This window comes from Streptomyces sp. NPDC025273, assembly GCF_040638585.1.
GTDB lineage: Bacteria > Actinomycetota > Actinomycetes > Streptomycetales > Streptomycetaceae > Streptomyces > Streptomyces cinereorectus.
This window is the reverse complement of sequence record NZ_JBEZYP010000012.1, coordinates 198,104-216,718: the sequence shown is the minus strand read 5'-3', so window position 1 is coordinate 216,718 and position 18,615 is coordinate 198,104. Positions and strand designations below refer to the sequence as shown.

Sequence of the window (18,615 nt, the reverse complement as noted above, 5' to 3'; positions counted from 1 at the left end):
CGCTCCACACCTGGTTCGTCAAGGCCTGCCCCGATTCCCCCGAGGTCTCCTCGGTGCTCTTCACGGCATCGTTCACATCGGTTCACCTCCGTGACCGCGCGCAGCCGGGGCCGCCCTCCCGACAACATGCCGATCCATAAAGGGACATGAGTAACGCGGCCCCCCTGTTATGGTGCGCCGATGTCATCGGTCAAGCAGGTCCAAGTCACTTTCGACTGCGCGGAACCCGAGCGCGTCGCTCGCTTCTGGTGCGAGGTGTTGGGGTATGTCGTCCCGCCGCCACCGGAGGGGTTCGCTACGTGGGACGATTTCGATCGCTCCCTGCCGCCCGAGCGGCAGGGCTCAGCGTTCGCCTGCAGTGATCCCTCAGGCGTGGGCCCGCGGCTGTACTTCCAGCGCGTTCCCGAAGGCAAGGTCGCCAAGAATCGGGTGCATCTCGACGTGCGCGCCGGCACCGGGCTCGTGGGTGAGGAGCGCCTCGCCACGCTCGAAGCCGAGTGCGCACGCCTGGTCGCGCTCGGCGCGACGCGCGTACAACTGCTGCTTGCCGACGACCACAACGAGTCGTGCATCTCGATGCAGGACATCGAGGGCAACGAGTTCTGTCTCGACTGAGCATCCTCCGAAACGGTGAGGGGGAGCAGTCTCCTGGCCCGGACCTTGCGGCGGGAGGTGTGTCGGCCTCCTCCTGCCGGGCAGACAGTCCGGCAGGCCGGGAAGGCGGGGGCAAGTGCGTCGGTTTTCGGCGTCCGTGTCGGGTTCTTGCGAGAAGGTGGACGCAGTCGGTGTTTGACTGCGTCCATGACCAACACACAGGCCGACAACGCCCGCGTCTTCCGCTCCCTGCACACCGCACCCGCGCCCCTGGCCCTCGCCAACGCCTGGGATGTCGCGAGCGCCCGCGTCATCGAGGCCGCGGGCGCCCCGGCGATCGCCACGACCAGTGCCGGTGTCGCCTGGTCGCTGGGTTCTCCTGACGGCGATTCCCTTCCACGCGACCGGGCGCTGGAGCTGGTCGGCCGAATCGTCGCCGCCGTCGCGGTTCCGGTCACGGCGGACATCGAGGGCGGGTACGGGACGGATGCCACCAGTGTTGCCGAGACCGTAGCCGGGGTGATCGAGGCCGGTGCCGTCGGCGTCAACATCGAGGACGGCACCCGGCCCCCGACAGAGCTCGCGGCGCGGCTGGCCGCGGCCCGGCAGACCGCCGGCCGGGCAGGCGTGGACCTGTTCCTCAACGCCCGTATCGACACTTTCCTGTTCGGGCTCGGCGACCCTGACACCCGGCTGAAGGAGACCCTGGCCCGGGCACACATGTACGTCGATGCGGGTGCGGACGGCATCTTCGTCCCCGGCATCACCGACACCGCCACCATCACGGCGCTGGTCAGTGACATCTCCGTACCGCTGAACGTCATGGCCGTCCCCGGCGCCCCGACCGTTGCCGAGCTCGGCACCCTCGGCGTGGCTCGCGTCAGTCTCGGCTCGGGCGTGGCACAGGCCGCCTACGCTGCCGCCCGCCGCGCCGCGCAGGAGCTCTTCGGCACCGGCGACTACGCCTCTCTCGCCGAGGGCATGGCCTTCCCGGAACTCAACGGGCTTTTCTCCGCGCGCCACTGACCCTGGTTCAGGCGGCGGGCGCCGGCATGAAGCCCGTCCTGCCCGAGCCGCGTGGCAGGGCGGGTGGCGTGCCGGCGCGTGCGGGTGCGGCAGGCCTGTCGCGGACCGTGATCCCTTTCACCGGATCGGTCTGTCCGCCGTGCCCGCTGCCGTCACCCGCAAGCGGTTGAGGAGGGCGGGGACTATCAGCCCCGGCCCGTCATTCTCCTGAGCAGCTTGGCGAGACCGGAGGTTCCACGGTCGGGCGCAGCCTCGTTCAGCGCCTTCTCCAGCTGGGCGAAGTGGTCCCTGCGGGTCCGGCTCAGGTAGGCGTCGGAGGTCAGCGGCTCGGCGATCTTCCAGGCGCGGCGGGGGTCACCGTCGTAGTGGGCGACGTAGGCCTTGGCGAGTTCGATGACGGCCTTGAACGGGATCCCGCCGGTGTGGTCCCGGTCGACGACGTCCTGCACGGCCGACATCAGCTTCAGCTTCTCGTCGGTGCTGAACGAGTCCTCGGCCATGTCCCGCAGCACCTGCTGCGGGATGGGCCTGACCACCTCGAAGGCCAAGGTGGAGCGGACGGGCGGCCCGGCGATCTCGATGTACGGCAGCAGCAGACCCGTGCTGTAGTGCAGCCACGGCAGCCGGGGGCTGGCGAAGTCCTGGTGCAACAGCACGGATCCTGGCTCCAGGCGCGGCAGGAAGCGCTCGGCCACACAGCGGAAGACCCGCGCCGTCTTCGCGATGTCGACGTGCAGGAACTCGATGGGGCTGTGGTCCTCGGGGTCGGAGGTCTGCCAGATGTCACCGGGGTGCAGCTCGATGAAGTCGATGAACGGCTTCAGCTTGTCCTTGAAGTCGTCGAGGAAGGAGTTGCTGTCCTCGGGCGCGACCCCGGCGGAGAAGAATTTCTCCGAGGCGAAGGTGCCCTTCCCGACCCGGAAGAAGTCGTACGCGTGAAGCTTGTCGACCTCCGTGTCGAAGGCCGGATTCTCCGACAGACCGAGTGCGAACGCGTACGTCGATCCGCCGCCGCCCGATCCGAGCTCGATCGCCTTGCCCCTGCCGGTCAGCCGGTGGCGTCCCAGCAGGTAGAGAAAGCGCAGTTCCCATGAGCTCACCTGGGAGTAGGGGATCGCGTCCGGAAGTTCGACGTCGTCGAGCTGGAGGTAGAGCTTGCTGAGGGGCGTCACGGATACCTCGCGGAATCGTCGGCTGGACGGGTCGAGATTAACGTCGCGCGCCGGAGGTCCGTCCGCGAAAATCAGCGGTGCGTACGAGGATTTCGCCGGCCGACACACTGCGGCCGGACAGAGTTGGGCCGACGTTCCCTTCCCGGAACCGTTGCCAGGCTGGCCGGCCAGACCGACGTCGAGGAGGCCTCCCGGGGCTGAAATGAGCCGAGGGCCCCGCCGCGCGCCGTTCCGGCGGCGTGGCGGGACCCTCCTGTCGCGTGGCCGTCAGGCCCGACTAGTCGGTGCCGAACTCCATCGCCGCACGGTCCAGCATCTCGTCGTCGTCCTCGGACCTGCCCCGGGAGGCGATGATCTCGGCGCCGCCCTCCGGCATCGCACCGATCAGGCCCGTCGGTTCGGCCGGGGCCGCGCCGAGGAGCGCGGCGTGGGCGTTGCCGACGATGCCGAGGCCGGCGTACTGCTCCAGCTTGGCACGGGAGTCGGCGATGTCGAGGTTGCGCATGGTCAGCTGGCCGATCCGGTCGACCGGGCCGAACGCCGAGTTGTCGGTGCGCTCCATGGACAGCTTGTCCGGGTGGTAGCTGAACGCCGGGCCGGAGGTGTTCATGACCGAGTAGTCCTCGCCGCGCCGCAGCCGCAGGGTCACCTCGCCGGTGACCGCCGCGCCCACCCAGCGCTGCAGCGACTCGCGGACCATCAGCGCCTGCGGGTCGAGCCAGCGGCCCTCGTACATGAGGCGGCCGAGGCGCCGGCCCTCGTTGTGGTACTGCGCGACCGTGTCCTCGTTGTGGATCGCGTTGACCAGGCGCTCGTACACGGCGTGCAGCAGCGCCATGCCCGGGGCCTCGTAGATGCCGCGGCTCTTGGCCTCGATGATCCGGTTCTCGATCTGGTCGGACATGCCCAGGCCGTGGCGGCCGCCGATCGCGTTCGCCTCCATCACCAGGTCGACCGGGGTGGCGAACTCCTTGCCGTTGATCGTCACCGGGCGGCCCTGGTCGAAGCCGATCGTCACGTCCTCGGCGGCGATCTCGACCGAGGGGTCCCAGAACCGCACTCCCATGATCGGGTCGACGGTCTCGACGCCCGTGTCGAGGTGCTCCAGGGTCTTGGCCTCGTGGGTGGCGCCCCAGATGTTGGCGTCGGTCGAGTAGGCCTTCTCGGTGCTGTCGCGGTAGGGGAGGCCGTGGGCCAGGAGCCACTCCGACATCTCCTTGCGGCCACCGAGCTCGGTGACGAAGTCCGCGTCGAGCCACGGCTTGTAGATCCGCAGGTGCGGGTTGGCGAGCAGGCCGTAGCGGTAGAACCGCTCGATGTCGTTGCCCTTGAACGTGGAGCCGTCGCCCCAGATCTGCACGTCGTCCTCGAGCATCGCCCGGACCAGCAGGGTGCCGGTGACGGCACGGCCGAGCGGCGTCGTGTTGAAGTACGCGCGCCCTCCCGAGCGGATGTGGAACGCGCCGCAGGTGAGCGCGGCCAGGCCCTCCTCGACCAGCGCCGCGCGGCAGTCGACCAGGCGCGCGATCTCGGCGCCGTAGGCCGTGGCGCGGCCGGGCACCGACGCGATGTCGGGCTCGTCGTACTGGCCGATGTCGGCGGTGTAGGTGCACGGGACGGCACCCTTGTCGCGCATCCACGCGACCGCGACGGAGGTGTCGAGGCCGCCGGAGAAGGCGATGCCGACGCGCTCGCCGGTGGGCAGGGAGGTGAGAACCTTAGACATAGGAAGAGTATGCGTCATTTCGCATGATCATGCAATGCGGGTCGGTGTGCGTGTACGGAGGCTCGATCGCCGGCCCCCGTCGCGACCCGTGCGGCCGCCGCAGCGGCACCCGAGCGCCGCGCCGCGCCCGGTGATCCACCGGGCGGCGCGTCCCGGTCGTCCGGGCCCCGGCGTCGGGCAGGGTGGCATCCGTCGCATTCGGACACGTCTGTCTCGGTGAGGAGCGGTCATGCAGGAGTGCCGGCCGGCGCGCCCGGGGCCGCAGGTCGTAACCGTACGGTCCCGGGGACGGGTCCTGGGCCCGCTGCCCTGGCTGGCGGCGGTGGCCACGGTCTTCGCCCTCGTCCAACTGGTTGTCGTCGTACCGGGATCGGGGCTGGCCTGGGACGAGACCGTGTACGTCAGCCAGGTCGGCGGCCAGGCGCCCCCGGCGTTCTTCAGCGCGCCCCGGGCCCGTGGCATCACGTACCTGGTCGCCCCGGTGGCCGCCCTCACCACCTCCACGATCCTGCTGCGGATCTACCTCGTGCTGCTCTCCGCCGCGGCACTGGTCGTCGCCCTGTGGATCTGGCGGAAAGTGCTCCCCACACCCGTTCTCGTCGGCGCGGGCGCGCTGTTCGCCGGGCTGTGGCCCACCCTGTTCTACGGCCCGATGGCGATGCCGAACCTCTGGTGCGCCCTGGGAGCGCTGGCCGCCGCCGGGTGGGTCGTGAGAGCCGTGAGCGGCGTGACCGGCCGCGCCGAACCGCTCGGGGCGGGGGCGGCCGTGGCCCTGGTCGCCCTGATGCGCCCCGCCGACGGCTTCTGGCTGACCCTGCCGCTCGCCCTCGCGGCGGTGCTGCTGCCCGGCCGGAGGCGGCCCGACCTGTGCGCCGCGCTCGTGGTCGGGCTGCTCGCGGGCTGCGCGCCCTGGGTGGCCGAGGCGTACACGCAGTACGGAGGCGTGCGTGCCCGGCTGCACCGGGCCGGCGAGATCCAGGGCGGCCTGGGATGGAACATGGCCGTCGACGACCAGGTCAGATCCCTGGAGGGGCGCACGCTGTGCCGCCCCTGCGACATCCCGTGGAAGCACCCGGGAACCGCGGTCTGGTGGGCCGCGCTCCCCATTCTCACGGCCGGCGGGACCATGGTCGCGCACCGTGCGGGCCGAGGCACCGCCGCCCTGGTGGCGACGGCCACCGCGGGGTCACTGGCGGTGCCGTACCTGTTTCTGATCGAGTACGCCGCACCCCGGTTCCTCCTCCCCGCCTACGCGCTGCTCGCCGTACCCGTGGCCGAATGTGTCATCCAGCTGTTCACCCGGGCGACCGGAGCACGGGCGGGGGAGGCCCGACGGACGGCGGGGGTCACGCTGGCGGCCCTGGTCCTGGCCGGTCACTTCGCCGTTCAGCTCCAGGTCCTCAGCCGGGTGTCCGCCAGCAGCCATTCCACGAGCGCCGGCTACGCGGCCGTCGCCGGCGCGCTGAACCGGCTGGGGGTGCGGCCGCCGTGCGTGGTCAGCGGGGACCAGGCCGTCCCCATCGCCTACTACGCCGGCTGCTCCTCGCGCCAGACCGGCGGCCACGACGCGAGCATCACCCCCGAAGGGATCAGCGCCGTCGCCCGCCGGACACCGGTGGCCGTCCTCGTGGCCGGCCGTGCGGAGCCGCCCGCCTACGCCCGGGCATGGCGCTCGGTCCCCCTGCCGTACACACGGGGAGCCGGGCCCCACCGGGGTCTGCTGCCGGGGGTGGACACCGCCGCGAGTGCCTCGCCGGCCAGGTACTACGGGGCCGCACCCAGCTTCTCCTCGATCCACCCGACCCCGAAGCGCACGACCTCGTCCGCCTCGAACAGATAGCTCGTGGCCGCGCCGACCCGGCCCCGGCGGCCGATACCCGCGGCCAGCATGTCCTCGGCGATGGCCTCGAACGGATCCTGTCCCCCGGACACGACGCAGGAGTAGTCGAAGGCGCCGTGCTCCGAGTCGATGTCACGGAACCGCCGCCAGACCCGCCGCCCGTCCACGCGGACCGGCTGCTCGTAGTCCACGAACCGCTTGCCCGGTGCCACCGCGAGAGCCTCCGCGTGGTGCAGGAGGGTGAGGGTGTCCAGCGGGGCACCCAGGAGAAGGACCCGGCCGCCCAGGGCGACCAGCTTCGCCAGCGGGCTGCCGGGGCCGTGCGGGTCGTCCCAGGGGTGGTCGGCCGTCAACGCCGCGGCGGCGGCGCCGAGTGCGGCGAAGCTCGCGTCGGGATGGCGGCTGCGGACGGCGCCCGGCCGGCGGCGCAGAGCCTCCGGCAGACGGCCGAAGGTGTGGTCCGCCTCGCTCAGCTCGGGGTCGTACGCCGGATGCTCCGCGCGCACGGCGTCCTGCCACGCCTGCGGCCAGCCCGTGAAGCCGTAGGGCGGGGCGTCGTTCCAGCCGCAGGTCACCATCAGGGTTCCGCGGTCCCCGACGACGTCGCCGAGGGCACCGATGATCGCCTCGGGGCCGCCCGCCACGTACCCGATGGCGGACATCCGCGTATGGAACATCACGAGGTCGCCATCGGTGAGCCCGAGCGCGGTCAGGTCCCGGACCAGCCGACTGCGGGTGACGGGGCCGTGCGCGCGCCGGAGCGAGTTCAAGTCGTCCATGCACGCGAAGATAGCCGTCGCCCGGAAAGCCGGGGAGACGCGCGTTACGATCAACGGGTGACTGCCGGGTCGGCCTTGGGCCATCTACGAGAGCGGCGCCCGGCTGTGGAATGACCGCACGGCGGGCACGAGGCCCGCCCCTGCTCCGAGTCGTACCGTCCGGCGCCCCGCGCGGCGCCGTGTCCCAACGGAACCCATGACCCGGAGAGTTGCCATACATGCGGAACGAACAGACCCTCGACCAGGGTGTCACCACCGTCCAGCTGAACCACACCGCCGTGTACGCCTCGGACCGCTACCTGTCGGCCGAATTCCTGGCCGCGGTCCTGGGCCTGGAGGTGGGCGCACCGTTCGGCCCCTTCCTGCCCGTCGACCTCGGTAACGGGGTGACGCTCGACTACTACGAGAAGCGGGACGAGCCGGTCCAGGCGCAGCACTACGCGTTCCTCGTGCCCGACGCGCGGTTCGACGCCATGATCAGCCGTCTCCGGACGCTCGGCGTCACCTACTACGCGGACCCCGGCCACACCGAACCCGGCCGGATCAACCGGCTCTTCGGTGGTCGCGGGGCGTACTTCGGCGACCCGGACGGCCACAACATGGAGATCATGACCCGGCCCTACATCCGGCCGTAGGGGGCCCGGCCGCGTCCCGCTGTTCTCGACGCGGAGAGGGCGGGGCGGATCAGGTGGCGCGGGAACGGCGGGGGCACCGGGCCGGACCCGGTGCCCGTGCCCCTACTGTCCGGACGCCACCACCGGGTAGTGGTCCGACAGGTTCGTGTACGTGTAGTCCGTGCCCCAGCTGGACACGGTCCAGGGGGCGCTCTCCTCCTTGACCACCTCGTTCGTCCAGCCGGACGGCTTCGCGTGTCCGGCGCGGTGCAGCACGTGGTCGAGGTCCTCGCGGGGGTCGTCGGGGTAGCGCTCGGACGCGATCGAGTTGTCCCGGGTGTCGAAGGAGTACGGGTGTCCGGTGCGGGCATCGGCGTCGGCCAGACCGGCGTCGGCGAGCATCGACGCGTACTCGGGGGAGTGCGAGTCGACGTTGAAGTCACCTGCCACGACGACCTGTTCGGACGCGGGGATGTTCTTGGCGTCCAGGAAGGCATCGATCTGCCGGAACTGCAGGCTGCGCTTCTCGGCCGCCTCCCCCGCACCGCACCCGGGGTCGGTCGACTGCGCATGGGTACCCACGACGTGCACCCGGGTGCCGTTCACGTCCAGTTCGGCGTAGGCGAAGCCCTTGTTGGACCACCAGTCGCTGCCGCAGGCGTCCTTGAAGACGTGCTGCTCCTTGCGGACGATCGGCCACACGCTGAGCACGGCGACGCCGCCGTCCTCCGGGGTCGCGGCCGAGTACGAACCGCCGGTCGCGTCCCAGCCGCTCTTGCTGCGGCCCACCACCGGTGTGCGGTACGGGTACCGGTCGGAGGCGTTCCGCATCAGCGCGTCCGAGGCCGCGTTGTCGAACGCCTCCTGGAGTACGACGACGTCGTTGCCCCGGAAGAAGCCCGCCTCGGGTATCGCCGCCGCGCGGTGGTCCTGCCCCCAGTTCGGGTAGAGGGTCTTGCTGAACAGGAACGCGTTGTACGTCAGGACGCGCAGCGACGGGGCCGGTGCCGATGCCTGGGCGGCGTCGGCGGCCGGTGTGGCGGCGGCGAGTGCGGCGAAGGCCAGGGTCGCGCCGCATATGCGGCGGATCGCGGTGTGCGTCACGGGTTCTCCTGCTGTGGGGTGGGAGGTGGACCGGTGAAGCCCATCAAAGCAGGCGGAGTTACTCATGGGTAGACATCGGATGCCGGGAGTACGGCGGGCAGTTGTAGCGATGCCGAACGCGTCCGGCGCGGGCCGCGCGACCGCCCCCGGGGTACGGGCCGGTGTGGGAGGCGACCCGCGCGACCGCCCGGTGCGCCCCTCGCGGTGGACCTCACCTCCCACACGGCGATCCCTGGACCCTGGCGGCCCGGTCAGCGCAGCGTCGCGTACACGATGAGGTTGTCCACGGGGTGCCCGGCCGCGTCGAACGAGCCGTCGCACGTCACCAGCCGGAGCACGCGCTCGCTGGTCGCTCCGTAGACCTTCCGCGTGGGGAAGGCGTTCTTGCTCACGGTCTCGGTGCCCGTGACCGTGAAGTGCGTCCGCTTGCCACTCCCGTCGAGAACGGCGATGTCCGCACCCTTGGTGATCTTCCTCAGGTCGTGGAAGACCGCCTTGCCGAACCGGGTGTCGTTGTGACCGATGAGCACGGCGGCCCCCGGCTCACCGGGAACGGCCCCGCCCGCGTACCAGCCCGCCGTCATCCCCTTCTCCGCGGGCGGCACCTCCACGGTGCCGTCCGCGTTGAGCCCCAGCCGCATCAGCTCACTGGTCACCCCGATGGAGGGGATGGTGACCTGCGTGGGAGCCGGTGCCTTCAGGGGTTCCTCGGCCGGGGAGCCCGACGCCCGGACGGCGGCCGGGGACTGCGCGGGGGACGGGGACTCCGCCGCCCCGGACGAGGAACAGCCGGTGAGCGGGACCAGGATCAGGGTGGCGACGGCCGACGCGATGACGGTCCGCCGGAACGCGTGTGCGGTACGGGACATGAGTGCTCCGGGCGTAAGGGGTTCTGGGCGTACGGAAAGTGGCGCCGCCCCGTCGTGCGGAGCGGCGCCACCGGTGGCGGATCAGCCGTTGCCGTGTGCGGCGGAGCGGCGGCGCAGCACGAGGGTGCCGGCGCCGGCCAGCAGGACGGCGCCCGCCGCCGAGCCGTACAGCGCGGTGCTGCCGCCCGTCTCTCCGGCCGCACGCTCACCGGCCGCGACGCCGCCCCGCGGCAGCGTGCCCGGAGGCACGGCGTCGGCCGGCACGGCGGTGGGCACCCTGGTGGGCTCGGCGGCCTCGCCGGGCTGGGGGGCCTCCGTCGGCACCGCGCTGGGCGTGGGGGTGGCGGAGGGCTTCGGCCTGGGCGCGTCGTCCGCGAAGGCCGCGGCGGAGGGCAGGAGGACCGCGCCGGCCGCGACGGCGGTGAGGACTGCGGCGCGCAGCGTCGAACGAGGGAACATCGAGTGACTCCGATTCCGGCCCGGCGTCGATGGGGCCCGTGTGCGGTTGCGCAGCGGGCGCCGGGCATGACGACAGACTGGAGTGGAGATATGAGGAAGCTGTCAGGACGCTGTGTTCATCGCATCAGGGCATGGGGGCCGGGGCTCGACGCGTGCCGCCGGAGCCGGGCCGGCCTCATCGGACCGGTCCCGCAGACGTGCCGTCGGGACCGGCCGGCGGCAGGCGCAGGGTGAAGACCGACCCCCCACCCACCGTGCTGACCACACCGGCCGTGCCGCCGTGCGCCTCGGTGAGCTTGCGGACGATCGCCAGGCCCAGACCGCTGCCGCCGGTGCGGCGGTTGCGGGACTTCTCGGCCCGCCAGAAGCGGTCGAAGACGTACGGCAGGTCCGCCGCCGGGATGCCGCTGCCGGTGTCGGCGACCTCCACCGCCACCTCCTCCCCGGACTCGGTGGCGTACGCCCGCAGCGTCACCCGGCCGCCCGCGGGGGTGTGGCGTACGGCGTTCGAGACCAGGTTGCCCACCGCCTGCCGCAGCCGCACCGGATCGGCGGTGAGCGTGGGCACGGGGGCACCGGCGGCCACGGTGAGGCGCACCCGCGCCATGTCGGCCTGCGCCTGGTGGGCCGCCGCGACGTGGGCGAGCAGATCCTCGATCCGTACCGGCTCGGGATGCAGACGCAGCGCGCCCGCGTCCGCCGCGGACAGGTCCTGGAGGTCGTCGATGATGTGCTGCAGCTGCACCGCCTCCTCCAGGAGCGAGGAGATGAACACGGCGTCGGGGTCGGCGATCCCGTCCTGGGCGCCCTCCAGCCAGCCCCGGATGTTGCTCAACGGGGTGCGCAGCTCGTGGGCGACGTCACTGACCATCACCTTGCGCTGCTCCTCCAGCCGCGCGCGGTGGGCCGACATGTCGTTGAAGGCGGCGGCCAGCCGCCCGATCTCGTTGTCCGTGGTGACCACGACGGGTGCCGAGTCCTCGCCGTCCCGCATGCGCTGCGCGGCTCCCGTGAGTGCGTGCAGCGGCCGTACCAGCCGTGCTCCGGCGAGCACCGAGGCACCCACGGTGAGTGCGAGGACGAGCGCCGCGACCCCGGTGATCCTCGCCGTGTTCGCGGGTGACAGATCGAAGCCGGGAACGGCGCCGCCGTCCGGATCGCTGATGAACAGCAACGCGGGTGAGGCGACGTAGGAGCTGAGCTGTTCCTGGCGGGCGATGCCGACGCACGAGGCGACGGCCCGGTCGTTCTCACTGGTGAGGACGTCCACGGTGGGCGAGGGGGTCGGGGTCGGGCCGGCCGCCTCGGGTGCGGAGGGCACGGGCATCGCCGTCGCCACGGGCTCGGCCGCCGGCTCCCGGCCCGTGCCCCAGGAGAGGTTCAGGTCGAGCCGTACGGATTCCCGCCCCTGACGGTCCAGGCACGCGTCGACCAGACCGTTGAGCGCGGTCAGCGCCTTCTGCTCGGTCGGGGTGGGTCCGTCCAGCTCGGACGTGGCACACCGGGTGCCCTGCACACGGTCGGGATCGTTGCCCACGACCTGGATGCGGGGGCGCCCGCTCGGCCCCTCCACGACGTCCGAGGCGATCCCCTCCCGGTTGAGGCACTCCGCCGCCTCCTCGGCGATGCGCATCAGCGAGGCGCGCTCGGTCCGCGGCAGACGGAACGGGCCGACCGCGCGGGGGTCGACCCGGTCGTTGCCCGCCCGGGCCTCCACGCCGGTCGTGACGGTTCCGGCCCCGGACGACAGGCCGGCGTCCACGGACATGGGGTCGACGACAGCCGACGCCTGGGACGGCAGAGCCGGCGGAGGAGGAGAGGCCGCCGCGGAGTCGGCGAGGATCTCCCGGCTCTGCGTCGTCAACGTGATCCGTCGGCCCGACTCGTCGGCCAGTTCGTGCAAGGTCGTTCCGACACCGTCCCAGGTGGGGTGCTCCGCCGCGTAACCGAGCAGGGTGTCGTGGATACGGCTGTCGGCGGTGAGGTTCTGGCCCTGCTCCTGCTCGATCGCGCCGGAGGTGGTCTGCACGGCCAGCCAGGCGGTCGCGGCCACCGAACAGGCCGCGACGAGCGCCGACACGGCGAGCAGACGGCCCAGGAGGCTCTTGCGGAGCGGCAGCCGGTGGCCGCCGTTCTCATCGCGCCGACGCACGCTGGGCACCCTTCGCGGGATCCGTCAGCTTGTAGCCGACACCGAAGACGGTGAGCAGCCGGACCGGCCGGCGGGGCGCGCGCTCGATCTTCTTCCGCAGGTTCATGATGTGCACATCGACGGTGCGGCTGCTGATGTACCGGTCGAAACCGTGCAGTTCCTCCAGCAGTTGCTCCCGTGCGAAGACACGGTCAGGCTCAGCGGCCATCGCGGCGAGGAGCCGGAACTCACCGGGCGTGCACTCGACCCGCACACCGTCCACCGCCACCTCGTGCCGCACGGGATCGACGGCGAGGGCCCCCACCCGCAGCACATGCTCGTCGACAGGATCCGGCGCCGCGTCCCGCCGGGTGCGCCGCAGCAGGGTGCGCACCCGCGCCATCAGTTCGCGCGGGCTGTACGGCTTGGTCATGTAGTCGTCCGCACCCAGGTCGAGCCCGAGCAGCAGATCGTCCTCCGTTGACCGGGCGGTCAGCATGAGAACCGCCAACTCCCTGGCCTCGGCGCGCAGTACGCGTATCACGTCCAGACCGTCGGCCCGCGGCATCATCACGTCGAGGACGAGCAGGTCCGGCGTGCCCTGCCGGACCTGCTCGAGCGCGGCGAGACCGTCCCCCACCACCGTGACCGCGTGTCCCTCGCGTTCGAGGTAGCGGCGTACGAGCTCGGCCTGCTTCGGGTCGTCTTCCGCGACTATCACATGTGCGCACACGCGGACGATCGTAGAGGAGCCCGGAACACGGCTCTCCCGGTCACGCGAGCAGGCCGACGGCTCGCGGGAGTCGCCGCGCCTCGCCGTACGGCTTGCCGACGAGGCAGGGCGGTACGGCAGTCGGCGAAGGGCGAGCCCGCGCGCGGCAGCCGCGTCATGTCGATGTTCCCGGAGTGCTGCTCACGCCGCGATGGCCACGGACGACCTGCCGAGCGTGGCGCCGCCCTCGGCCGGCACGGCGGGCGTGGTGAAGACCGCGAACCGCAGCAACGCGAACCGCCCCACTCCGGCCACTGCCGAGGCCGACAGATACACCGTCTGCTCGACCATCATGGAGGGGGAGTCCTCTACGGCGTGCAGCACGAGCAGGGCCCCGGTGGTGAACGCGTAGCTCACGGCCACGGTCAGCCCGGACCGCAGGTGGATCCGCCACCCCCTGTGGTCGCTCCGGAAGGAGATCCGGCTGTGCAGCTCCGTCGCGATCACCGTGGAGACGACGGTGATCAACGCATTGGCGACGACCAGCGGTATCCGCTCGCTGAGCAGCACGAGCACACCGCCGGAGGCGAGCCCGACACCGCCTCCGCACACCACGAAGCGCACGAAGGCCCCGATGTGCGGATGGGTGGTGCGCGGCGGGCGGTGCGTCGGGGCGGTCACGGGAGATCCTTCGGGAGGTGTGCGGAACGGTGTTTCGATTCCACCCCACAACCCAGGGATGCCGCGTCACCCGAATGGTCCGGTCAGGCCCCGACGTGAGTGGGGGACATCCCCCAGAGACCCCTGGGGGATGGCTCCACCCGCAGTGTCCGCGGAGGGCCTCGAGACGCCCTCGCCCGCGGGGCGCCGGCCCGCTCGGGTTTCACTCGGACTCGATCCGGCGATCCTGCGAGCGGCGCCGGGCCAGGTGGTCACGCCCGCGCTCAAGGCCGGAAGCGTGGCGCCTCGTCGTCCGGGGTGTGCGGGCTCGCGAAGTGGAACGGTACGCGGAGATGGACGGCGAGCGCCCTGCCCGCCCTGTCGGCGGCGACCGCTGACGGGTGGAGCGGGCCGGAGCCCTCGTCAGCGAGGAACCGTACGGCCGCGCTCCGGTAGACCGTGGCGAGCCTGTGCTCGCCCACGGGGTCGGCTGTGAGAGCGAGCAGGACCACGAACCAGTCGTGGACGGTGTCGCCGTCCCAGACGGCCTCGACAGCGACGACCCGCCCGTGCGCACCCCTCGCGAGGGCTGTCAGGGACTCGAGGTCGAGCGGACTGTCGGGAGTGCGGGCGACCCGGTCGCCGTGGTGGACGTACCGGTCGTGGACGACCAGCTGGGCCTCGTGGAGACCGAGGCCGTGGGCACGGCCGGCTTCGAGGACGGCACGGACAGCCCTGAGGTAGGCGTCCTGGAGGACGTACCCGTCGGCCTGCTGACGGATACCGGCCGGCAGGAGTTCCCACCACTCGGCCGCTGTGTAATCCGCCATCCAGAATCCCGCCCGTCTTCGTCTTCCAAGAGGTCCGGAGTGTGCGAGGTGGGATGCGACGCGGACGGCCCTGGTGCGGGTGGCGCGCCAGGGCCGTCCGCGTCGCGGGCAGGAGATCAGCCGGCCCAGACCTCGGCCTCGTCGGCCGGGACGGTCGTGGCGAGCTTCAGCTCCTTGCGGGCGGCAACCGTCTTGTTGGGGTCGATGCCGGTGAAGGCCGCGTCGTAGGCGATGTAGAAGGTGTCGGTGTCGCCGGCCGACGAGGCCTTCTTCCACTCGCCGGCGGTCTTCTCCAGCTGCGCGCGCAGCTTGCCGGTCTCCGGCTGCTCGATCCCCTGCAGAGCCTTGACGTGAGCGTCGAGCGCGGTGGCGACAGCCTTGGCCTGCGCCTTGTATCCGGGGAGGTCGTCCTCGACCTGCTCCGCCTCGGGCTGGTTCATCCACAGGGCGTCGTAGACGGCGGTCGAACCCTTGAGGTACGCGAGCTGCTCGGCGTTCATGGGTGCGCTCTTCAGCGAGCCGGTCAGCTTGCCCGACTCCTTGGTGTAGGCGCAGCTCACGGAGCGGTCGCCCGTAGCCCAGCTCTCCTTGGTGGGGTGGTAGTAGAAGACGTCGGCCCCCTGGGGCAGCGCCCAGGTGTCCGGGGCGAACTTCTGCGCCTCGACCGGGCACCGCTTGTCGGCGATCACCGCGACCGCGTCGTCACCCGGGAAGGTCTTCTCGTCGTCGATCGTGAACTCGCCGACGACCTGGCCCTCGTGCGGCTCCTTGCACGGAACGACCTCGATCGCGAATTCCTCGGTCTCGGTCGCCTTGCTGTTCGGGTTGTAGCAGTCACCGGGGGCGAGGGAGAACACCGATCGCTGGCGGACGACCTTCTTCGCGCCGTCCGTGGCACTGTCGACGACGTCGGCGCATCCCGCCGCACCGACCGCGAGAAGGGCGACGACAACGGATATACCGCGCAGGGAACGGGACGTGGCACCCAAAGACATGACGTGTGCATCCTCAAACAGAAAATTTATGAACAGATGTGCGCATCGTATGGCATGTCTGTGACCACCCTTGCGCGGGCGTTCGCACGGCTCAGCAGGCCTTCGACTCCAGGTGGTACGTCGTGTCGACCTGGAAGCCGTTCGTGGACCTGCCCTTGATCTCCAGTACGTACTGGCCGGCGGCCAACGGCTCGATACCGCCCCAGACTCCCCAGGCGTAGCGCTGGGTCGGTCCCGTCATGAACGGCGCGGAGAACTCCTGCAACGGCAGCGGCACCCCGTTGAGCGATGCCGCGGCCTCGGCCACCGCCATGGACCGGGGGACCCTCGAGTACGACCTGGGATGCTGCATGTTGAGCACCGGGAAGAACACCGGCCGATCCGAGGGGATCGCGCAGCGCCGCACCACGCGGCCCCCGTAGGTGCCGGCCAGGAACCAGAGGTCGTCCGGCTGTCCCCAGGCGGCATGCTCGCCCGTCGTGTCCTTCACCGGGCAGCGGTCGTCGGGCGCGGACAGGGCCCATTGCCACCACCGGCCCGCGAGTTCCCCGCGCTTCTCGACGCTCAGCCTCCACGTGCCGTCGGCCGATCCCGCACCACTCATGACGCCCCTCCCGCCTGCGGCCTCCGGTCGAGGCTCTTTTCGGACAAGCGGACAGTACTCGGGGAGGGTGAAGGGGTCCGCGGCGACCTCGGGATCGACCGAATGCGCAGGCCGCCTCGGTCAGGGCAGCAGCGGGCGGCCCTCGCGTGCGGCGGTGAAGTGGTCCGCCCTGAGCGCCTCTTCACCGTGCTCCTCGGTGAACGCCCTGATGCGGCCCAGAGGGGACGACGGGTCCGGCGGTTCGTTGCTCACGGTGACGCCCAGGGCGATCTCGGCGAAGGCGATACCCACCTGCTGCGGGTCGTTCATGTCCATACCCGCACTGTAGAGCGCTGGTCCGACAATCAGTCGCCGCTCTCGCGACCGGGGGTCAGTACGCGCGACACGTAGGTGGCCAGATCCGATCTCATCCGCTCCGCGGTCATGTGCTCCTGCCCCGCCAGGTGTTCGACGAGGTCCGCGCGAGTGGCGGCCAGGAGGGCGTGGGCGGTGAAGTCGCCGTCCGGCACCGAGGGGATCTGACGCAGCGTCTCCTGGAGTGTGCGGTGCCACCACGCGTAGTGCTCCGCCTGGTAGGGGCTGCCGCTCCCCGACTCCTCCAGGGCCAGGGCGAGGTGGCGATTGTCGAGCTTGAAGCGGAGTACGGCGTCGAGGAGAGCCGGTACGCGGTCATGGGGCGGGGCCGACGGACCCAGCGGGGGCGGGCCGGACTCCACGGCGTCGCGCAGTGGCCGGATGCGGGCCTCGTACAGGGCCCGGACGAGCCCCGTCCGGTCGCCGAAGCGGCGGAACAGGGTCCCTTTGCCGACCCCGGCCGCCGCGGCGACATCGTCCATGGACACGCCGCGAGGGCTCGGGCTGCGGGCGAAGAGGTCGTCGGCGGCGGCCAGGACGGCCTCGCGGTTGCGCAGGGCGTCGGCGCGTTCCTTGCGCTGGGTCATGACCTCTCCTTGCTAAGCGGACCGTCGGTCCGTATGGTTCGAGGGGTTAAGCGGACCAGTAGTCCATATTCTAGGGGTGCCCAACCGATGAGTGACGTCATGAGCCCGGAGCGCCTGTACCGCCACAGTCTGCGCCTCCTGCTGGACAAGGACATCGAGGGCTGGATCGCCCTGTGCGACGACGCGGCGGTGTTCGAGTTCCCGTTCGCGCCGAACGGGTTTCCCTCGAAGTTGGAGGGCAAGGAGGCCGTGGCCGCGTACATGCGTGGCTATCCCGACTCCATCGACCTGCGGGAGATCCCGCGGTTGGAGATCCACGCGCTGCGCGATCCGGACACCGTCGTCGCCGAGTGGCGCGGCGTGGGCCGCGTGGTCGCCTCCGGAGCTCCGTACGAGATGTCGTACGTCGCCTTCGTCACCGTCAAGGACGGCCGCATCACCCGCTACCGCGACCACTGGAACCCCCTCGCGATCCCGGGCTCCCTGGACGACGTGAAGTTCTTCCCCACCTCGTGAACGCGAGCGTGAGGGAAGAGGAAGAGGAGAAGACCGTGACCACCCGGACGATGTCCACGCAGACCGTGTCCACCCCCGTGTCCGTCCTGGTGACGGGGGCGACCGGCACCACGGGCAGCCGTGTCGCCGACCGGCTCGTCGCGCTCGGCCACGACATCACCCCGGCCACCCGCCGGCCCACCGATGCGGCGGGCGCGCGGAGTGTCCGGTTCGACTGGCACGACGCCGGCACCTACGGCGCCGCGCTGCGCGGGGTCGACCGCGCCTACCTGGTGCCGCCCGTCGGCGATCCGGATCCCGCCGTGGTCATGCTGCCGTTCCTGGAGCAGGCCCGTGCGGCCGGGGTCCGGCGCGTCGTCCTGCTCAGCTCCTCGGCCGTCCCCGTGGGCGGACCAGGGGCCGGACGGGTGCACGCGCTGCTCGCCGACGGACTGTTCGGCGAGTGGGCCGTGCTGCGGCCCTCGTGGTTCATGCAGAACTTCACCGGCGGGCATCTGCATGCCGAGAGCATCCGCGAGGAGGGCGTCGTATCGAGTGCGACCGGGGACGGGAAGGTCGGCTTCGTCGACGCCGACGACATCGCGGCGGTCGCCGTACGGGCCCTCACCGACCCGGTGGCACCCGATACGGACCTCGTGCTCACCGGGCCCGAGACGCTGAGCTACCGCGAGGTCGCCACCGTCATGACCCAGGTCTCCGGGAGGCCCGTCGAGCACCGGCAGCTCACGTACGAACAGATGCGTGACCGCCTGACCGCCGCGGGCATCCCAGGTGAGTTCGCCGCGATGCTGGCCGGCATGGACCGGTCCATCGCCCAGGGCGCCGAGAACCGCGTCACCGGAACCGTCGAGCGGATGACGGGCCGTCCGCCCCGCACGTTCCGCGCGCACGCCGAGCGCGCCCTCGCGGAGCGCGGCCGACGGGCGGGGGCGGAGGCGGGGGCGTAGGACCGATGGGGGGAGGCCCTTCTCGCCGTCTCCTCGACGCCGAGTGGTCGCACCCGTTGAACGGGGCACTCATGGCGGCCTGTTGGGACGCGTGAC

General features: G+C 71.5%; 20 protein-coding genes. 6 read left to right on the top strand and 14 right to left on the bottom strand.

Translation table 11 applies throughout. The features are described 5' to 3' along the window. The first annotated feature begins 180 nt into the window (after positions 1 to 180). Both AB0F38_RS21180 and AB0F38_RS21175 read left to right on the top strand, forming a co-directional pair. The gene (locus AB0F38_RS21180) at positions 181 to 615 is read left to right on the top strand and encodes a VOC family protein (protein WP_361895437.1); all 435 of its coding nucleotides are present in this window, start codon (positions 181 to 183) and stop codon (positions 613 to 615) included. A gap of 186 nt (positions 616 to 801) precedes the next feature. Further along, positions 802 to 1,620, top strand: a complete 819-nt coding sequence (locus tag AB0F38_RS21175; RefSeq protein WP_361895434.1) for an isocitrate lyase/phosphoenolpyruvate mutase family protein — start codon at positions 802 to 804, stop codon at positions 1,618 to 1,620. A gap of 185 nt (positions 1,621 to 1,805) precedes the next feature. Here the strand turns inward: AB0F38_RS21175 and AB0F38_RS21170 are convergent, their stop codons facing one another. Further along, complete coding sequence (locus AB0F38_RS21170; RefSeq protein WP_361895431.1) at positions 1,806 to 2,792, bottom strand: class I SAM-dependent methyltransferase; 987 nt, start codon at positions 2,790 to 2,792, stop codon at positions 1,806 to 1,808. 277 nt (positions 2,793 to 3,069) lie between these two features. Next, a complete protein-coding gene (gene argG, locus AB0F38_RS21165; protein ID WP_361895428.1) occupies positions 3,070 to 4,518 on the bottom strand; it encodes an argininosuccinate synthase in 1,449 nt (482 codons plus the stop codon). Positions 4,519 to 4,747: 229 nt separating this feature from the next. Here argG and AB0F38_RS21160 point away from each other — a divergent pair, with 229 nt between their 5' ends. Continuing rightward, a complete protein-coding gene (locus AB0F38_RS21160) occupies positions 4,748 to 6,358 on the top strand; it encodes a hypothetical protein (RefSeq protein WP_361895425.1) in 1,611 nt (536 codons plus the stop codon). Here AB0F38_RS21160 and aac(3) read toward each other — a convergent pair. After that, positions 6,283 to 7,137 (bottom strand): aminoglycoside 3-N-acetyltransferase, encoded by an 855-nt coding sequence (aac(3), locus tag AB0F38_RS21155; protein ID WP_361895423.1) that lies wholly within the window; start codon positions 7,135 to 7,137, stop codon positions 6,283 to 6,285. The two genes, AB0F38_RS21160 and aac(3), sit on opposite strands and share 76 nt — an antisense overlap. A gap of 218 nt (positions 7,138 to 7,355) precedes the next feature. Between aac(3) and AB0F38_RS21150 the strand changes: the two genes are divergently transcribed. After that, the gene (locus tag AB0F38_RS21150; RefSeq protein ID WP_361895420.1) at positions 7,356 to 7,772 is read left to right on the top strand and encodes a VOC family protein; all 417 of its coding nucleotides are present in this window, start codon (positions 7,356 to 7,358) and stop codon (positions 7,770 to 7,772) included. A gap of 102 nt (positions 7,773 to 7,874) precedes the next feature. Here AB0F38_RS21150 and sph read toward each other — a convergent pair whose 3' ends face one another. The 11 genes from sph to AB0F38_RS21095 form a co-directional block, all read right to left on the bottom strand. Continuing rightward, entirely contained in the window at positions 7,875 to 8,855 is a 981-nt protein-coding gene (gene sph / locus AB0F38_RS21145; protein WP_361895418.1) for a sphingomyelin phosphodiesterase, read from the bottom strand. Between the two features lie 251 nt (positions 8,856 to 9,106). After that, positions 9,107 to 9,724 carry a class F sortase gene (locus AB0F38_RS21140; protein WP_361895415.1) on the bottom strand — a complete coding sequence of 206 codons (618 nt, stop codon included), beginning with the start codon at positions 9,722 to 9,724 and terminating at the stop codon, positions 9,107 to 9,109. 81 nt (positions 9,725 to 9,805) lie between these two features. Continuing rightward, positions 9,806 to 10,183, bottom strand: a complete 378-nt coding sequence (locus AB0F38_RS21135) for an LPXTG cell wall anchor domain-containing protein (protein WP_361895412.1) — start codon at positions 10,181 to 10,183, stop codon at positions 9,806 to 9,808. 175 nt (positions 10,184 to 10,358) lie between these two features. After that, a complete protein-coding gene (locus AB0F38_RS21130; protein WP_361895409.1) occupies positions 10,359 to 12,335 on the bottom strand; it encodes a HAMP domain-containing sensor histidine kinase in 1,977 nt (658 codons plus the stop codon). After that, the gene (locus tag AB0F38_RS21125; protein WP_361895406.1) at positions 12,319 to 13,047 is read right to left on the bottom strand and encodes a response regulator transcription factor; all 729 of its coding nucleotides are present in this window, start codon (positions 13,045 to 13,047) and stop codon (positions 12,319 to 12,321) included. The genes AB0F38_RS21130 and AB0F38_RS21125 overlap by 17 nt, the downstream gene beginning before the upstream one ends. Positions 13,048 to 13,227: 180 nt before the next feature. Then, positions 13,228 to 13,707, bottom strand: a complete 480-nt coding sequence (locus AB0F38_RS21120; RefSeq protein WP_361895403.1) for a GtrA family protein — start codon at positions 13,705 to 13,707, stop codon at positions 13,228 to 13,230. A 263-nt stretch (positions 13,708 to 13,970) separates the two neighbouring features. Next, complete coding sequence (locus AB0F38_RS21115; protein WP_361895400.1) at positions 13,971 to 14,516, bottom strand: hypothetical protein; 546 nt, start codon at positions 14,514 to 14,516, stop codon at positions 13,971 to 13,973. Positions 14,517 to 14,632: 116 nt separating this feature from the next. Then, complete coding sequence (locus AB0F38_RS21110) at positions 14,633 to 15,511, bottom strand: septum formation family protein (protein ID WP_361895397.1); 879 nt, start codon at positions 15,509 to 15,511, stop codon at positions 14,633 to 14,635. Between the two features lie 91 nt (positions 15,512 to 15,602). Then, a complete protein-coding gene (locus tag AB0F38_RS21105; RefSeq protein WP_361895394.1) occupies positions 15,603 to 16,115 on the bottom strand; it encodes a hypothetical protein in 513 nt (170 codons plus the stop codon). A gap of 120 nt (positions 16,116 to 16,235) precedes the next feature. After that, positions 16,236 to 16,430, bottom strand: a complete 195-nt coding sequence (locus tag AB0F38_RS21100; RefSeq protein WP_361895391.1) for a hypothetical protein — start codon at positions 16,428 to 16,430, stop codon at positions 16,236 to 16,238. A gap of 29 nt (positions 16,431 to 16,459) precedes the next feature. Beyond that, positions 16,460 to 17,056: a TetR family transcriptional regulator gene (locus AB0F38_RS21095; protein ID WP_361895388.1), complete on the bottom strand. Its 597-nt coding sequence runs from the start codon at positions 17,054 to 17,056 to the stop codon at positions 16,460 to 16,462. Between the two features lie 87 nt (positions 17,057 to 17,143). Between AB0F38_RS21095 and AB0F38_RS21090 the strand changes: the two genes are divergently transcribed. Then, on the top strand, positions 17,144 to 17,572 hold the full coding sequence (locus tag AB0F38_RS21090) for a nuclear transport factor 2 family protein (protein ID WP_361895386.1): 429 nt from the start codon (positions 17,144 to 17,146) through the stop codon (positions 17,570 to 17,572). A 65-nt stretch (positions 17,573 to 17,637) separates the two neighbouring features. After that, on the top strand, positions 17,638 to 18,519 hold the full coding sequence (locus AB0F38_RS21085) for an NAD(P)H-binding protein (RefSeq protein WP_361895481.1): 882 nt from the start codon (positions 17,638 to 17,640) through the stop codon (positions 18,517 to 18,519). The last annotated feature ends 96 nt before the right edge of the window (positions 18,520 to 18,615 follow it).

What these genes read in the sequence shown, in the direction of transcription:
- AB0F38_RS21095 (WP_361895388.1), bottom strand. Translation starts at nt 17,056, where the DNA reads ATGACCCAGCGCAAGGAACGCGCCGACGCCCTGCGCAACCGCGAGGCC.
- AB0F38_RS21100 (WP_361895391.1), bottom strand. Translation starts at nt 16,430, where the DNA reads ATGGACATGAACGACCCGCAGCAGGTGGGTATCGCCTTCGCCGAGATC.
- AB0F38_RS21105 (WP_361895394.1), bottom strand. Translation starts at nt 16,115, where the DNA reads ATGAGTGGTGCGGGATCGGCCGACGGCACGTGGAGGCTGAGCGTCGAG.
- AB0F38_RS21090 (WP_361895386.1), top strand. Translation starts at nt 17,144, where the DNA reads ATGAGTGACGTCATGAGCCCGGAGCGCCTGTACCGCCACAGTCTGCGC.
- argG (WP_361895428.1), bottom strand. Translation starts at nt 4,518, where the DNA reads ATGTCTAAGGTTCTCACCTCCCTGCCCACCGGCGAGCGCGTCGGCATC.
- AB0F38_RS21160 (WP_361895425.1), top strand. Translation starts at nt 4,748, where the DNA reads ATGCAGGAGTGCCGGCCGGCGCGCCCGGGGCCGCAGGTCGTAACCGTA.
- AB0F38_RS21110 (WP_361895397.1), bottom strand. Translation starts at nt 15,511, where the DNA reads ATGTCTTTGGGTGCCACGTCCCGTTCCCTGCGCGGTATATCCGTTGTC.
- AB0F38_RS21140 (WP_361895415.1), bottom strand. Translation starts at nt 9,724, where the DNA reads ATGTCCCGTACCGCACACGCGTTCCGGCGGACCGTCATCGCGTCGGCC.
- AB0F38_RS21135 (WP_361895412.1), bottom strand. Translation starts at nt 10,183, where the DNA reads ATGTTCCCTCGTTCGACGCTGCGCGCCGCAGTCCTCACCGCCGTCGCG.
- AB0F38_RS21115 (WP_361895400.1), bottom strand. Translation starts at nt 14,516, where the DNA reads ATGGCGGATTACACAGCGGCCGAGTGGTGGGAACTCCTGCCGGCCGGT.
- AB0F38_RS21150 (WP_361895420.1), top strand. Translation starts at nt 7,356, where the DNA reads ATGCGGAACGAACAGACCCTCGACCAGGGTGTCACCACCGTCCAGCTG.
- AB0F38_RS21175 (WP_361895434.1), top strand. Translation starts at nt 802, where the DNA reads ATGACCAACACACAGGCCGACAACGCCCGCGTCTTCCGCTCCCTGCAC.
- AB0F38_RS21180 (WP_361895437.1), top strand. Translation starts at nt 181, where the DNA reads ATGTCATCGGTCAAGCAGGTCCAAGTCACTTTCGACTGCGCGGAACCC.